15 protein-coding genes are annotated in these 15,651 nt (G+C 41.6%); 1 reads left to right on the plus strand and 14 read right to left on the minus strand.

All coding sequences use genetic code 11. From position 1 onward, the window contains the following. Positions 1 to 121: 121 nt before the first annotated feature. The 11 genes from HMPREF9243_RS06820 to HMPREF9243_RS06870 form a co-directional block, all read right to left on the minus strand. Positions 122 to 865, minus strand: coding sequence for an amino acid ABC transporter ATP-binding protein (locus HMPREF9243_RS06820; RefSeq protein ID WP_013668761.1), 744 nt, complete (start codon positions 863 to 865; stop codon positions 122 to 124). Continuing rightward, complete coding sequence (locus HMPREF9243_RS06825; RefSeq protein ID WP_013669705.1) at positions 855 to 2,501, minus strand: ABC transporter permease subunit; 1,647 nt, start codon at positions 2,499 to 2,501, stop codon at positions 855 to 857. Before HMPREF9243_RS06825 ends, HMPREF9243_RS06820 begins: the two co-directional genes overlap by 11 nt. Before the next feature lie 201 nt (positions 2,502 to 2,702). Next, positions 2,703 to 3,341, minus strand: a complete 639-nt coding sequence (locus tag HMPREF9243_RS06830) for a V-type ATP synthase subunit D (protein WP_013669305.1) — start codon at positions 3,339 to 3,341, stop codon at positions 2,703 to 2,705. Between the two features lie 20 nt (positions 3,342 to 3,361). Beyond that, positions 3,362 to 4,801 (minus strand): V-type ATP synthase subunit B, encoded by a 1,440-nt coding sequence (locus tag HMPREF9243_RS06835; RefSeq protein ID WP_013668519.1) that lies wholly within the window; start codon positions 4,799 to 4,801, stop codon positions 3,362 to 3,364. Continuing rightward, the gene (locus tag HMPREF9243_RS06840; protein ID WP_013669077.1) at positions 4,801 to 6,582 is read right to left on the minus strand and encodes a V-type ATP synthase subunit A; all 1,782 of its coding nucleotides are present in this window, start codon (positions 6,580 to 6,582) and stop codon (positions 4,801 to 4,803) included. Before HMPREF9243_RS06840 ends, HMPREF9243_RS06835 begins: the two co-directional genes overlap by 1 nt. An 18-nt stretch (positions 6,583 to 6,600) precedes the next feature. Beyond that, entirely contained in the window at positions 6,601 to 6,912 is a 312-nt protein-coding gene (locus HMPREF9243_RS06845; RefSeq protein ID WP_013669832.1) for a V-type ATP synthase subunit F, read from the minus strand. Further along, on the minus strand, positions 6,902 to 7,924 hold the full coding sequence (locus tag HMPREF9243_RS06850; RefSeq protein ID WP_013670022.1) for a V-type ATPase subunit: 1,023 nt from the start codon (positions 7,922 to 7,924) through the stop codon (positions 6,902 to 6,904). The genes HMPREF9243_RS06845 and HMPREF9243_RS06850 overlap by 11 nt, the downstream gene beginning before the upstream one ends. A 16-nt stretch (positions 7,925 to 7,940) precedes the next feature. After that, complete coding sequence (locus HMPREF9243_RS06855; RefSeq protein ID WP_013668999.1) at positions 7,941 to 8,522, minus strand: ATP synthase subunit E; 582 nt, start codon at positions 8,520 to 8,522, stop codon at positions 7,941 to 7,943. Positions 8,523 to 8,543: 21 nt separating this feature from the next. Further along, complete coding sequence (locus HMPREF9243_RS06860) at positions 8,544 to 9,023, minus strand: V-type ATP synthase subunit K (RefSeq protein ID WP_013668531.1); 480 nt, start codon at positions 9,021 to 9,023, stop codon at positions 8,544 to 8,546. A gap of 15 nt (positions 9,024 to 9,038) precedes the next feature. Continuing rightward, positions 9,039 to 11,012 carry a V-type ATP synthase subunit I gene (locus tag HMPREF9243_RS06865; RefSeq protein WP_013669505.1) on the minus strand — a complete coding sequence of 658 codons (1,974 nt, stop codon included), beginning with the start codon at positions 11,010 to 11,012 and terminating at the stop codon, positions 9,039 to 9,041. Continuing rightward, positions 10,999 to 11,325 carry a hypothetical protein gene (locus HMPREF9243_RS06870; protein WP_013669599.1) on the minus strand — a complete coding sequence of 109 codons (327 nt, stop codon included), beginning with the start codon at positions 11,323 to 11,325 and terminating at the stop codon, positions 10,999 to 11,001. The genes HMPREF9243_RS06865 and HMPREF9243_RS06870 overlap by 14 nt, the downstream gene beginning before the upstream one ends. A 301-nt stretch (positions 11,326 to 11,626) precedes the next feature. Between HMPREF9243_RS06870 and HMPREF9243_RS06875 the strand changes: the two genes are divergently transcribed. Then, positions 11,627 to 12,064, plus strand: coding sequence for a GNAT family N-acetyltransferase (locus HMPREF9243_RS06875; protein WP_013669157.1), 438 nt, complete (start codon positions 11,627 to 11,629; stop codon positions 12,062 to 12,064). 5 nt (positions 12,065 to 12,069) lie between these two features. Here the strand turns inward: HMPREF9243_RS06875 and metA are convergent, their stop codons facing one another. From metA to HMPREF9243_RS06890, 3 genes are all read right to left on the minus strand, one after another. After that, complete coding sequence (metA, locus tag HMPREF9243_RS06880; RefSeq protein WP_013670041.1) at positions 12,070 to 12,996, minus strand: homoserine O-succinyltransferase; 927 nt, start codon at positions 12,994 to 12,996, stop codon at positions 12,070 to 12,072. A gap of 334 nt (positions 12,997 to 13,330) precedes the next feature. Then, positions 13,331 to 14,740, minus strand: coding sequence for a magnesium transporter (gene mgtE / locus HMPREF9243_RS06885; protein ID WP_013669315.1), 1,410 nt, complete (start codon positions 14,738 to 14,740; stop codon positions 13,331 to 13,333). Next, positions 14,741 to 15,604: an RluA family pseudouridine synthase gene (locus HMPREF9243_RS06890; RefSeq protein WP_395994315.1), complete on the minus strand. Its 864-nt coding sequence runs from the start codon at positions 15,602 to 15,604 to the stop codon at positions 14,741 to 14,743. Positions 15,605 to 15,651: the final 47 nt, after the last annotated feature.

The following is a 15,651-nucleotide window of genomic DNA, read 5'->3' on the forward strand; positions in this document are numbered from 1 at the left end:
ACTTGTTATTTTCTTATGGTCAGTAAAAAACTTGCTTATTTATCATATCATATCCCCATAAAGCTAAGAAAGCTTTCTTTAAAAAAAGAGCCGGAAACAAAGTTCCAGCTCTGAGTCAAGTCTATTTTTCTGCTAGATAGCGTGACAAGAAGGCCTTGGTCCGTTCATGTTGAGGGTGATTGATCACTTGGTCAGGTTCGCCGTCTTCAACAATGACCCCTTGATCCATAAAGCAAATTCGCGAAGAAACATCACGAGCAAAGGCCATTTCATGGGTCACCACAATCATAGTTAAGCCTTCTTTAGCGAGTTCAGTCATAGTTCCTAGCACCTCACCGACCATCTCCGGATCCAGAGCCGAGGTCGGTTCATCAAAGAGTAAGATTTCCGGGTCCATAGATAGGGCCCGGGCAATAGCGACCCGTTGTTGTTGCCCACCAGATAGTTGGTCAGGACGGGCATCACGGTAAGGGGCCATACCGACTTTTTCTAGGTTTTTCAAAGCAGTTTTTTCAGCATCTTTTTTATTTCTTTTCAGAATTTTTTCTTGGCCGATAACACAGTTTTCCAGCACATTCATATTCTTAAATAAGTTGAACTGTTGGAAAACCATACCCACCTTGGCCCGATATTTATTCTTATCAAAGTTTTTAGCTAGGATAGACTGACCATGGTAGATAATATCACCAGAAGTGGGTTGTTCCAGCAAATTCATACAACGTAATAAGGTTGACTTCCCTGATCCTGATGAACCAATAATAGAGATAACATCGCCAGGGCTAACCGCAAAGTCAATATCCTTTAAAACCAAATTATCGCCAAACTTCTTCTCTAAGTGAGAAATTGTTAAAATCTCATTTTTCATGAATATTCACCTCACTAGTCGATGATTGATAAACAGTATAAGTATCGCTTCCCGACATCTTCCTTTCCACCAAGCGTAGTAAACGGGTAGTGGTAAAGGTTAGTACAAAGTAAATAATCGCTGTGATGAAGAAGGTTTGGAAGGTGAGATAGGTAGTCCCTGCTGCCGATTTGGACACAAAGAATAGTTCAGTAACAGCAATGACGTTTAAGACTGAGGTGTCCTTGATATTAATCACAAACTCATTACCCAAAGCAGGTAATATACTACGAATCGCTTGGGGTAAAACCACATAGGTCATGGTTTGGAAGTGATTCATACCAATTGCTTTAGCCGCTTCTGATTGACCATCGTCGACACCGATAATCCCGCCCCGGATAACTTCGGCGAGGTAGGCACCGGTATTCACTGAAACAATGAGCAAGGCGGCGAACATGGAGCTCATATCAATCCCTAGGAATAATTTCGATCCATAGAAAATCATCATGGCTTGGACCATCATTGGGGTCCCACGGAAGACTTCAATATAAGCCGTAATCAAGAATTCAACAACTTTGTATAAGATAGATACTATCCCGCTACTTTCGGCAATTGGCATCGACCGATAAATCGCAATCAATAAACCAATTAAAAAACCAACAAGGGTAGATATTAAGGCAATATACATGGTCGTTGCAGCACCTTTAAGCAATTGGCCCTTGTATGTGGACCAGATGCTGGCCACTTCACCCCAAAAGCCAATATCTTCGCCGCGATTATTTAAGTCAACCATTTCTTGCATCAGATTTTCCCGATCATTATCTGGAATGGTCGCTAAGGCTTGGTTAATTGGTTCCATTAAAGGCGAATCTTTGCGGAGCCCAACGGATGACCAGTTAGCAATATCCCCAGTATCAAAGCCTTTCCCTTCTTCAAAGGAAACAATCTTTAAATCTGGATTAGCAGCAACAGCAGAGAGGGCACCAGGCCGGTCTGAAATATAGGCATCAATCTTATTACTTAGCAAGGAAGAGATCATAGTTGGGAAAGAATCCATTGGGGTTTGTTTGTCAATCCCTTGCATTTGATCGAGTAAATCAACGTGGAAGGTATTTAATTGTGCAGTTACCTTGGCCCCATTAAAGTCATTAATGGATTGTGCATTGGCATAAGGACCGTCCTTAAGGGTCACTACAACCATGTCTGAGCCATAATATTCATCGGTAAAATCGATTTGTTTTTCCCGTTCAGGTGTCGGTGACATCCCCGCTACAATGGCATCAATTTTTGCTGATTGTAAGGCAGGTGGCAAACCATCCCATTCCATCTTTACGATTTCTAGCTTTAACCCTAGAGCATCAGCAATTTGCTTGGCTATTTGCACATCGTAACCATTAGCATATTCCCCGCTAGCATTACTAATTTCGATGGCGCCATTAGCGTCTGTCGTTTGACTCCAATTATAGGGAGCATAATTTGCTTCCATCCCTACTCTTAATACACCAGGTGTCTCTAATCCCTGATTAAGAGCTTCTTGATCAACCTCAATCCTTGGCTGATTTTCAGCAGCATCTACCCTTAGTGGACTAGCTAAACCAACCAAAAGGGATAAGGTTAACAAGAGAAAAGAAAGCGCTGCTCCAAATCTCTTTGACATATATCTTCGCTCCAATCTTCTATTTGAGTGGTTCTAAAATAAGAAATAAAAGTAATATTCACAAAGCTCTCTACTCCCTTATTGATAGAACATTTCTCTATTATAGACCAAAGGAAGTCCATAGTTCAAGAATAGCAAAAAATATCCAAATAAAAAGCCCTGCTAGGTCTAATTGGACCAAAAGCAGGGACTTCATCACGATTACCCGTTCATGTCTTTAATTTTGATCATCCGGGTCTTAGTCGACCGCTCATTCTCTTCTAATTTACTTTGAATATAAGCGATCGTTTCCTTGGTATCAGGAATCACCCGATATTCCAAGGCATTCACCCGTCGTCTGGTTGATTCAATATCGTCAGCCATTAACTGACAGGTCTTTTCAATTTCACTGAGTTCTAATAACTTAGGCATGACTTGATTTAAGGTTGCAATCGCGTCATCTAACTCACTAGCAGTATTTAAGAAACTATAAGTGTTACGGTCCTTACCTTCTTGGTATTCATCTGAATAGTGGAAATTCATCTTAGGAACATCGACACTCATAATATTTTCATGACGAATTTCAAGTTCCACACTCTGACTAGGTATGGCCACTAATTCATCAATGTAAGCCTCGTTAACCAGGGCAGATGCAAGCACGAAATTTTCCAGGGCTAATGATAGGTCTGCCTCGACCTCTTGACGAAGCTCATTATTTTTTCGAATGAGGTCAATAAACTGACGCATTAGCTCATCTTGCTTATCTTTTAACAATTTATGGCCGCGAGTTGCTATGGAAAGATTGCCTTGGAGTTTTTGCAATTCCATCCGAGTAGGCTTAACATTTAAAGCATTTGCCATAAAATATCACCCCTTCTTCACTAGGCCTCTTCATGACTTTCTTGGTCAGCTTGCTTATTGTCAGGTTCTTGGTCTTCCGTTGTCTGATCAGATTTCGGATAGTATTTTTCAATATACTTATCATTAATCCGAGTTAATTCTGATTTTGGTAGAATGGTTAATAATTGCCAAGCCAGGTCTAAGGTTTCATAGATCGTTCGGTTGGTGTCGAAACCTTGGTTGACATATTCTTTTTCAAAACGCTCAGCAAATTTTAAGTAAAGTTTATCCGTATCAGAAAGAGCTGATTCACCTAAGACAACCGCTAATTCACGCGCTTCTTTCCCCTTGGCATAAGCTGCAAAGAGTTGGTTCATGGTGTCAGCATGGTCTTCACGGGTTTTCCCTTCACCAGTCCCATCATCTTTTAGACGTGACAAAGAGGGTAAAACATCAATCGGAGGGGTAATCCCTTGGTGGTTCAATTCCTTATCCAAAATAATTTGTCCTTCAGTAATATAACCGGTTAAGTCAGGAATTGGGTGGGTAATATCATCTTCAGGCATGGTTAAAATTGGAATCTGAGTCACTGAACCTTTAGCGTCCTTAATCCGACCGGCACGTTCATAGATTCCGGCCAAGTCAGTATAAAGGTAACCAGGATAGCCACGACGTCCCGGCACTTCCCGCCGAGCAGCAGACACTTCCCGCAAAGCTTCACAATAGTTAGTCATGTCGGTCATGATCACTAAGACGTGCATGTCCTTCTCATAAGCTAGATATTCAGCTGCCGTTAAGGCTACCTTAGGGGTAGCTAAACGTTCAATGGAAGGATCATCGGCTAAGTTGATAAACATTACTGATCGGTCAATGGCCCCAGTTTCTTTAAAACTGTCAATAAAGAATTGGGCATCCTCAAAGGTAACCCCCATAGCCGCAAAAACAACCGCAAAGTTTTCATCATCGTTTAAAACAGTCGCTTGCCGGGCAATTTGGGCAGCCAATTCCTTATGGGGTAGACCTGATCCAGAAAAGATAGGTAATTTTTGCCCCCGGACTAAGGAGTTCATATGGTCGATGGTTGAAATCCCGGTTTGGATAAATTCATCCGGGTATTCCCGGGCCATGGGGTTGATCACCTGACCATTAACATCACGGGATTGTTCTGGAATCGGTGTTGGGCCACCATCAACCACATTCCCTAAACCATCAAAAGTTCGGCCAATAATGTCCTCTGACACACCGAATTCCAAAGGATGGCCTTGGAAACGAACCCGGGAGTCACGGATATTAATCCCTGAGCCACCCCCATAAATTTGGACAATGGCCTTGTCTTCTTGAACTTCAAGCACTTCCCCAATGCGGGAGTCGCCGTTTTGCATTTTAATTTCAACAAGTTCGTTATAGCCAACACCTGATACGTCATCGACAACCATTAACGGGCCCGAAATATCAACAATGGATTTATATTCTCTTTGCACTATTTCACGCCTCCTTTTTGAACAACTTCCTGCATAGTCGGTTTGATTGAATTGTTCAAGTCATCCAACTTGGAAATTTCAGCTTCTGGAACATATTTCATCCGGGCGATTTGCTCACGAATGGTTGAAGTTCCTTCCACAATCTCATCATAATAAGCCCCTAATTCCATAGCTTTACGCGCTTCACTGTTGAAAGCTAGAATATTTCTTAACATCTTAAACTGCTTTTCTGAAGAAGTCTTGGTGTCGACTTCATCATAAGAATTTTGTTGTAAATAATCTTCTCTCAACATACGAGCGATAACCAGAGTCAGACGGTCTTCTTGAGACAGGGCATCCACACCAACTAAGCGGACAATTTCTTGGAGGCTATCCTCTTCTTGTAGAATCGCCATAGACTTAGTGACCATCCCCGTCCAATCCACATCGAGTTCTTTTGAAATTCCCTCAGTCACTTCTTTTTGATAGAGAGAATAAGAATCCAGCCAGTTAACTGCTGGGAAGTGTCTTTGTTGGGAGAGGTTAGCATCCAAGCCCCAATAAACCTTAATCACCCGCATGGTATTTTGGGTAACTGGTTCTGAGGTATCTCCCCCTGGAGGTGAAACCGCACCCACTGCGGTAACTGCCCCACGGCGTTCATCAGAGCCCAGAGTCGCAACCATTCCGGCACGTTCATAGTATTCGGCCAAACGACTACCCAAATAAGCTGGATAACCTTCGTCCCCTGGCATTTCTTCCAAACGACCTGACATTTCCCGCAAGGCTTCAGCCCAACGAGAAGTCGAGTCAGCCATGATAGCGACAGAATATCCCATATCACGGAAATATTCAGCGATAGTTATCCCTGTATAGATCGAGGCTTCCCGGGCTGCCACTGGCATGTTAGAGGTATTAGCAATCAAGACCGTCCGTTCCATGATCGATTCACCCGTTTTGGGGTCAATCAATTTAGGAAATTCGTCAATAACTTCGGTCATCTCGTTACCACGTTCACCACAACCAACGTAGACCACAATGTCAGCGTCAGCATACTTGGCAATTTGGTGTTGCAAGACGGTTTTCCCAGCACCGAAAGGCCCAGGTATGGCTGCTGCCCCGCCCTTAGTAATTGGAAAGAAGGTATCAATGACCCGTTGCCCTGTCGTCATAATTTCATGAGGTAAGAATTTTTGTTTAAAGGGTCTCCCAACACGCACAGGCCAACGTTGAGACATACCGAAGGATTTTACTTGGTCACTGTCTTTTAAACGAATCGAGTAGACATCATCATCGAGGGTATAGTCGCCTGATTCAATGCTTTCAATGGTCCCACTCACCCCGTTAGGAACGAGGATGCGGTGTTCAATCACTGATCCTTCTTGAACGGTACCTACAATATCACCACTGACTACCTCATCACCTACTGATTTAGTGGCTTGGAAAGTCCACACTGCTTGGTGGTCAAGGGAATCGACTTCTGATCCTCTAACCAGGTAATTCGACTCAGTGACTTGCATAAATTCATCTAAGGGACGTTGGATCCCATCAAACATTTTAGTTAACAATCCAGGCCCCAACTCTACAGAGAGTGGAGATCCCGTTGGGTGAACGGGTTCGCCTGGTTTAATTCCTGAGGTTTCTTCATATACCTGAATATAAGCCACGTCTTGATGCATTTCAATAATTTCACCGATGAGGTTTAAATTCCCTACCCGGCAAACTTCTTGAACAGCTGCATCGTCCATATCTTTGGCTTTTACTAAAGGACCAGAAACTTCAATAATTTTTCCTGATTTCAACTAGTTTCCTCCTTCATCCTATAAAATATTTTGTCCAACAGCTTTTTCAACATTATCATTCACACGTTTCTTACCAATTCCCAAGCTGCCATTATTTGTTGGAATAAGAATAATTGCTGGAATGACTTGGGAATCGTAAAAAGAAATGGTTTCTGGGATTTCCTTGGCAAGACTTTCTGTCAAATAAATAATCCCATAATTATTTTCAGCTAAATGATGGATGGTACGGCGAGCTTCGTCACCACTAACCACAGGATAAGCGTCAAAACCAATGAGTTGAAAAGCAGTGACAACTTGTTTTTCACCAACTACTCCTATTTTACTCGTCATATATCGGCCGCATCCTTTCTTTTAGCTTATTTTCATCAATTTGATTACTCTTACCAACAAGTATCAAGCGCAAATTGGTCACTTCGTTATTTAAAAAGTAGAGATAAGCCAAGACTGGTAGGGGGCCAAAGGCTTGTAAACGCGCATCAAGCAAGTGGTCACTAATGACGCCTTCAATAGCCGCATCTAAACCATCGAGGGAAATTCTCTCTTGATTGGATAGTTCACTTTCCGTTTCAGATAAGACTTGGCTAAAATGTTCCCCATAATCCTTCACTTCATAGGCCTTAAAAATACTGGAATAATCCTTATTTTCAGCCCATTCTAAGAGTGAAGAAAGCGGAATAGAGCCGTGTTCATTGAGTAATGAACGAATGAAGGAACTCGACCGCTTCTGTTGCATGGCACGTAGTAAAAGAGATAAATTCTCTAAATCAATCCGCAAAGCCACCCATTCAGTCACTTGGTCATCATCAATGGCTAAAGCCAAATAGTGAATGTGGGACAAATAGGCGTCATCGAGCATCACCGAAATATCATTAATTTGCTTGGTGTCCTCAACATAGGTCCTCACCGTATTTATGGCTTCAAGCAAGCGCTGATCAATGACCGATGACTTGCCAGTTTTTATCGCCTGCCGCAAACTATCTATCTGATAGGGGCCGGCTGGCAAATACATATGATGAAAGTCTTGGTCACTAAATAGCTCTTTAAAAATAACCTTGGCGTTATGATAGCTATACCGCAGACCTAAAAGATCGACTACCTTTTGGTCAGGGATATTTTGATAAACTTCTTGCATAGCCTGCATGAGCCGGTCGATTAAGAAACCATCAAAATCATGACTTGATAGAATGTCATCAGGAATCCGATAAGCACTATGCTGTAATTGAGCGATAGCGTCTTCCAAGTTTTTGGCGCTTAATAAGGCTTGATAGTCGCTCTTATCCAGGAATTCTTCTTCATGGATACGTACAGTGACATTTAAACTCGCATAACTTGTTTCAGTCACAGCTATCTTCTCCCTTCTAATCATTCAATTGTTTAGCAACGTAGACAGATAGATTATCTTCTTGTTCACGAATCAATTGGTCAAAAGTCAGATCATAGTTCATGGTTTCTTGCTCGATCACTACCCCACCATGTCCTTTAAGTAAGTCTTGACTAAAGCGAATGTGGGGATATTTTTCTTGCAGGCTTTGCTTAGCCTCTTGGCCCAGTTGCTTTTGACTCAGTTCTCCAATAACAATTTGGGTATTTTCTGCTTGTGGAATTGCTGAAAGCGCCTGGTCCAGCATGCTGACAAAGTCCGCTTGACTGAGTTGGCTTAAGGCCAGTTGAGCTTCTTTAAATGCCTGCTGAATTAATTCTTGCTTCTTAGCTAAGAGGTCTTGATTTAATTGATTACTATAACTTTGCTTTTGTCTTTCTAGATTATCATGATAGTCACGTTCAGCTTTTTCTTTTTGCTTTTGCCATTTGGCCTGGCTTTGCTCCTTGGCATCACTTATGTCTTTTTCTAATGTTGCTTTGGCATGATCCAGCTTGGCTTCATTTTCTGAACGGACTTCTTTGTACACTTCTTCAGTTAGTTGCTTAATTGTAGCCATATCCGTCCTCCTTTATCATGCTTAGCTAATTGAAAAGACCATCATTACTGAAATAACCAAGGCTAAAATCGCATAAGTTTCAACCATGATCGCTAGGATGATCCCGTTAACATTGTTTTCAGGGCGTTTTGCTAGAATTTGTAAGGAAGAAGTTGCCACTTGACCTTGATATTTAGCAGACACTAAACCAACAAAGGCTACTGGTAGGCTAGCTAAAAAGTATTGGAAACCTTGACTTAAACTCATTCCTGCACTGGCTTGAATGAAGATCAAAATCCCTACCACGAAACCATATAGACCTTGAGTACCTGGCAGAAGTTGTAAGATTAAGGCTTGCACAAATTTTTCGGGTTGGTCTTTAATTAAGGCTGCAGCAGCTTCCCCTGTTTCACCAACACCACGGGCAGAACCCATACCTGCTAAAATAACCGCTAAGGCTGCACCTAAATAGGTAAATAAAATTCCGCCGTTTTCAGTTAAAAATCCTAACCAATTTTCCATTAATGTATACCTCCATTATTTATTTTCTATATTTTCATTAACGTCCGATAAATGAATATACTTTTGTAAGGTGTCAATCGGCTTAAAGCGACGTCCCCCACCTTCAACAAACTTACCAAAGAATTCTACGAAAGTAAGTCTGAGTCCGTGCACATAAGCACTTAAGAGTGAAAGGAACATGTTAAAGCCGTGCAGGGCAACAATCAATACGATCCCCACTGTAAAACGAAGTGGGACGGGTAATAAGCCCACAATCATATTGAAGGCCATGGCGATGCTCCCCCCAGATAGCCCTAAGGCCATCAGTCTTGAATAGGAAACAAAGTCACCTAAATAGGAACTCACGCCATATAAGTTATATAACCCACTGACAAAACCAACAATTTTCTTATCAGCATAAACCATAGGGACAATAATCATACCGATAGCCGCTATAATTGCAATTACACCCGCTATCGTCATTAGCATGGGGTAATTGAAGACATAGCCAGCAATGACTAAGGCTAAACTCAAGAACATCAGTAGCCAGCCACCACTTTCGCTATACATTTCCTGGAAGTCGCCACGGCGCCATTCCGTCACTGCCTTAATAATTAAAGCGACCATCATGTGAACAAAACCAAAAGCAATCGAAATAATCAATAATTGCATGGCTTGGTTCAAGGGATCAATTAATTTAAAAGGTAATGAAGCCCCAAAGAATGACCCATAGGCTAGCCCCACCAACATCGTCGTATAACTTAGCAAGTGCCCCATTTTCATGGTGCTACGCATGGAATCTTTCATATCGACAAACTTTAGAGCCAAGAAAGTAACAATCCACATCACTAAACCATAGCCCAAGTCTCCCATCATCATCCCAAAAAACAGCATATAGAATGGGGTGAGATACGGGGTCGGATCCGTTTCACGATAATTAGGTGTGGCATACATCAGCGTAATGGCTTCAAAGGGTTCAACTAAGGCATTATTTTCTAACTTAATCGGGACTTGGTCATCGTCAATTTCTTTCTGACTAATTTCCTCTTTAATCAGCGCATATTGATTGTCATCCAAATCAAGAGCCAGTTGCTGCTCCAATTTTTCCAAGTCATGAACACTCACCCAACCTTTAATATAGGTGAGGTAGTTGGTATCATGCGCTAAATCTTCAACCAGAGCCCGCTGACTGCGATTATAGAATGTTTCAGAAGCAAGCTGTAAATTGAAAATTTGTGCTTCCAAACTCCTAAAGTTTTCCACTAATTCTTGTTCAGTGCGATTGAGCCATAAGCGGTGGTCTTCTAAGGCATCATACACCTTATCGGGAGCTTCATGGTAAGGGTAGTCCCATTCTTCAAAGTGACTATTATTTAGCAAGTCACTATAGGAATTGTCGTCCCTTTCATCTTGCAGCAGGACAACCCCAATATGTTCCTGGGTAGAAAAAACTTCCTCAATCGCTAGACCATCAGCTGCTTTAATCTTATTAAAATAGGAACGCTCCTCATCATTAGGTAAGTAACCTAAGAAAGCTTTAAAGTGTTTACTTGCTAATAAATCACTAGGATTTATTGATAGAGCCCGCCAATTACTAATAGTATTTTGAGCTTGTTCGACTTTTTGCCTTTGTTCGATGAGCTCTTGGCGGTCTTTAGATAATTGTTCAATCTCTTGAATAAGGGATTGGGCTTGATCAACGTCAACCGCTTTAATTAATTCGCTCATGGTATATGTGGGACGCTTAGTCGTCAAACGACTCAAAAGCGGCTGGATAGTTAAGTAGCGTGACAAGGTCGTTAAGGCTTGCTCTGACCGCCGGTACCAACTTTGATAGTAGTCATATTGGCGGTTGTTTTTCTTAGCAAGTTCTTCACTTGAAAGCTCCTGATCTTCACTACTTAAGTCGCTAATTTCCACATTTTGTACACCTTGCAGGGATTGAATTAATTGTCCTTTATCTGTAGGCTTGGTGATCAATGAAATTTTTTGCATTTTAGCAATTGACATATACCTTCTTCACCTCCTCTACAATATAGTCAACAATACTTGCTTTATGGGCTTGATAATCCTCAACCAGCTTAGCGATTCTTTTCTGATTCTTCTCATCACCTTGGCGCTTATAGCTTTTCAACGTTTCTTGATTAGAGTTTGCTAAAGATTCGACATATTGGCGATATTCTGCTTTTGCTTCTTGCTCAATTTGCTCAATTTGGCTGTCTTTTTCATCTTTTAGCTCTTGAATTTTTGCTTGGGTTGCTTCACTTAATTGATTAGCTTCCTCATCAACAGCTAAGACTTGCGCCAATGTCTGATTTTCCATACTTTCACCCCCCTCACATACCTAGCCTATCTAGCAAAATCTTTGAAAAAAGGGAAGTTCGACGTGACCAAACTTCCCACAACTATTTTTTATTTATTTTTGACCAAGACAGACTTTGGTGTATATAACTAATGGACTACAATAAAAAGATACCACATTTGTTAACAAAGGGTCAATCGATACCCTTTATGTATATATTATAAGCTCCTTTTTATGGAACAGCAATAAAAAGATAAGTATTCTTTTCAGACTGAACGATTTTATCTATAATAAAATCATTATAAATAAAGGAGCCCATCCCATGACTACTATTCATATGAGTCAAGCGCTCAACTCTAAGCTATACCATGACGCTCTTACCATTAGAAAGCAAGTCTTTATTGAGGAGCAAGGTGTCGACCCCAAAATTGAAATTGATGGCTTTGAATCGCTTTGCTTTCACTTCTGTCTCTATCGAAATGACCAGGCGCTTGCGACTTGTCGACTCTATCCTTTGAACCAGGAAGATATCAAGATGCAAAGAGTGGCCGTCCTCAAAGACTACCGTAAACTAGGCTATGGGCAAGATTTAATGGAAGCCTGCCTAAAATTTGCTAAAGACCATTATTACTCAAGCTGCGTCCTTGATGCCCAAGTAACAGCCATTCCCTTCTATTTAAAACTCGGTTTTAAAATTAAAAGCGATGTCTTTTTAGAAGCGGGGATTAAGCACCGTAAGATGGCTTATACTTTAAGATAAAAAAATTATTTTTCTTTATCAATGCGTTCAATAACAAAGGGGGTTTCTTGGTAAACATAATAGTTTAACCAATTAGTAAATAACATATTTGAGGTTGACCGCCATCTCAGTAAAGGTTTTTTATTGGGATTATCCTCGGGATAATAATTCAATGGCACCTTGATTTCTATCCCTTCATTGATATCTCGCTTATATTCCCGGTCCAGCGTATCAGCGTCATATTCCACATGACCAAAGATAAAGACAAAACGTTGGTCCTTGCTATGGACAGCGGTTATTCCTGTTTCTGGTGAGGAAATAAGCACTTCCAGATCGGGATTGGCCTCGATATCCTCGCGACGGACTTCAGTATAGCGAGAATGAGGGATATAGAAGACATCATCTAAGCCCCGTAGTAGGGAAATTTCCGGATGGTCCATGTATTGGGGATAAACGCCAAAAAGCTTATGGTCCAAGGAATATTTCTTGATGCCAAAGTGATGGTATAGCCCGGCCTGGGCTCCCCAACAAATATGGAGGGTAGAGAAGACATGGTTGGAGCTCCACTCCATAATGTCAACTAATTCATCCCAATAATTTACTTCTTCAAAATCCAATTGCTCTACTGGCGCACCGGTGATAATCATGCCATCAAAGTAACGATCTTTAATATCAGCAAAGGTCCGGTAAAAAGTATCCAGGTGTTTAGCTGAGGTATTTTTTGCCTTATGGGACTGCATGTGAATGAAGGTGACATTAACCTGTAGAGCAGAATTACTTAACAGCCGCAACAATTGCTCTTCAGTGGCCTCTTTGGTCGGCATTAAATTGACAATAATGACTTCCAGCGAACGAAAGTCTTGCATGGCCGCGCGACGTTCATCCATGACAAAGATATTCTCACTAGCCAATTTCTTTAAAGCAGGTAAATTTTCTTGTACTTTTATGGGCATGATTCCCATTCCTCCATTCCATAAAAAAAGTCCCTACAGCATGAATACTCATACTATAAGGACGCTTCACCGTGTTACCACCCTACTTCGTAATCGATTGATTACCTCTCATCTACACTATCATGTAGTGGTAAGTTATCGATTACCAAGCGCTAAGTGTTCACCATTGCTCACAATTAGTTGCTCATAGACCATCTTCAATCAGCGCCTCATACTCTCTTTCACCAAACAGAGCTCGCTCAAATAATTAACTGACTTACTTATCTATTCAAAGCTTACTTTTTATATTATTGATCTCATTTTATCGGTTGTAACTATCTTTGTCAAGATAGGACTAGGATAAGTAAAGCAGAAACTGTGAAGCAATTGAAAAATAGATTAAAACACTAGTCAAGTCACTTAGGGTGGTAATAAAGGGGCCAGAAGCCACTGCCGGGTCAAAGCCCAGCCGGTCCATAAGGAGGGGAATGATGCTTCCTGCTAAATTAGCCACGGTAATCGCGCATAGCATAGCTACCCCAACGACCAGACCCAAGACCATATTCTTTTGCCAGAGGGTAATAATTAGGAAAATCGTTCCCCCAGTAATCAGTCCACAAATTAAACCCGTAAACAATTCGCGAAAGATCAATTGAAGAAAGGTAGACTCTTCATTATCTGGATTAGCAATTTTTCTCACAGCAACCGCTAAGGACTGAGTCCCTGCATTACCTGAGGTCCCGGTAATTAAGGTAATAAATAAAGATAAAGTGGCCACTTCAGAAATCATATCCTCAAAATGACCAATCAAGGTAGAAGTCCCCATCCCCAAAAACAAGAGAGTAATTAACCAGGGTAAACGTGACTGGGCTGATTTGACTGGTGTTTGATAAGGTTCATCAACCGACACCCCAGCCAATCCAGAGTAGTCAGCCACAGCTTCTTCATCCATAACATCCAAGATATCATCAACCGTAATAATTCCTAGTAACTCCCCGGTCGCTTCAATAACAGGAATAGCTAGGAAGTCATAGTCTTGAATGGTTCTAGCCACATCTTGTTGGTTATCATCAACCGACACCGTCACCACCCGCGGCGACATGGCTTCAGAAACTAGCCGGTTAGCATCAGAGGTGATTAAATCTCTCAGGGTGAGAACCCCGACTAAACGGGAATCATCATCCACAACATAGAGATAATAAATGGTTTCAGCATTCTCAGCTTTGGCCCTCACTAGAGTCATGGCCGATTTAATGGTTTGATTGGCCTTAATCTGGACGAATTCGGTTGTCATAATCGCCCCAGCAGTTTCATCTTCATAATCCATTAAGGTCTTAATCTTTTCCGCTTGTTCGATGGGAATTAGGCGCATATAATGGACAATTTTATTAGGAGAAAACTTTTTCAGGATATCCGCTGCATTATCTCGGTACATTTCTCCCAGCATATTGGCTGCATATTGGTCATCCATGGCTTCTAAATAATCAATAATATCTTCTTGCTCATCCTCATCCAAAACGTCATAAACATCGGCTAATTCCTTAGCTGAGATATATTGGTAAAGCAGACGACGTTCTTCATCACTTAGTTTGATATAAATTTTGGCTTGGTCATAAGGATGGTTCTTAAAAAATTCAAAACGCAAAGCCGACTGGTCATGTTTAGCTAAGGCTTCTTTAACGCGGTCAACAATTTCTTCAGGAGTCAATTCCTCTTCTTGTTCTGGCTTAGAACTGCTAAGTCTTTTTTGTTCTTGATCCTTCATTTAGGCGTCCCCCTTTTGATAACTAGCTAACCAAGTTTTAAAGTCTTGGGATAAAGGTGCTTCAATCACTAAATCTTCCTGGGTTAAAGGCTGCTTGAAGGCCAGGCGCTGACAGTGTAAAGCCTGACCAGACAGCCCGGCTTCCTGACTACCACCGTAGAGATCGTCCCCACAAAGAGGGGCGCCTAGATAAGCAAAGTGGACTCTAATTTGATGGGTACGTCCGGTATGGAGTTGAACCCGATAGCGGTACAATCCAGCCTGACTATCCTCCAACCAATACTCTGTCTTAGCGTGTTGACCGTCCGCTCTGATACAGCGTTCGATAATTGAGCCCTCCTTGCGACCAATCGGCGCTTCAATCAGGCCATGCTGGTCTGACCCGATAGCAGAATGGGTAAAGGCTAAATACTGCTTATTGATGCCGCCAGACTGCATTAATTGATCGATTTGCGAATGGGCGTACTTGTGTTTAGCAAAGATCATCGCTCCACTCGTAAAGCGGTCTAAACGGGTCACGACATGGATGACTTGGTTTTCGTAATTTTTTCTAACAAAGTAAGCTTTAACGAAATTAGCCATGGAGTATTCATCCTTAAATTGTGAAGGAATGGAGGTGTAGCCGGCCGGCTTATTAACAATTAAATAATCGCGGTCTTCATAAAGAATATCCAAAGGAAAATCCACCGCCATAATTTGATCTTGGCTGCCCTCAGCTGGGTAGATGATGGTCACTTGGTCTCCCAAAGAAAGGAAGTATTTACTCCCAACTCGCTTATTATTAACTATAATAGTCCCCCCATGGTATTTGATTTTAGCCAGTTGACGGCGGGAAACGCCTTTTTGCCTAAGAAAAGTCTTCACATATACTTCCTGGTCACAAGTCCATGAGAAAAATAACATAAGTCGTC

It is taken from the genome of Aerococcus sp. Group 1 (assembly GCF_000193205.1).
GTDB classification, from domain to species: Bacteria; Bacillota; Bacilli; order Lactobacillales; family Aerococcaceae; genus Aerococcus; species Aerococcus urinae_A.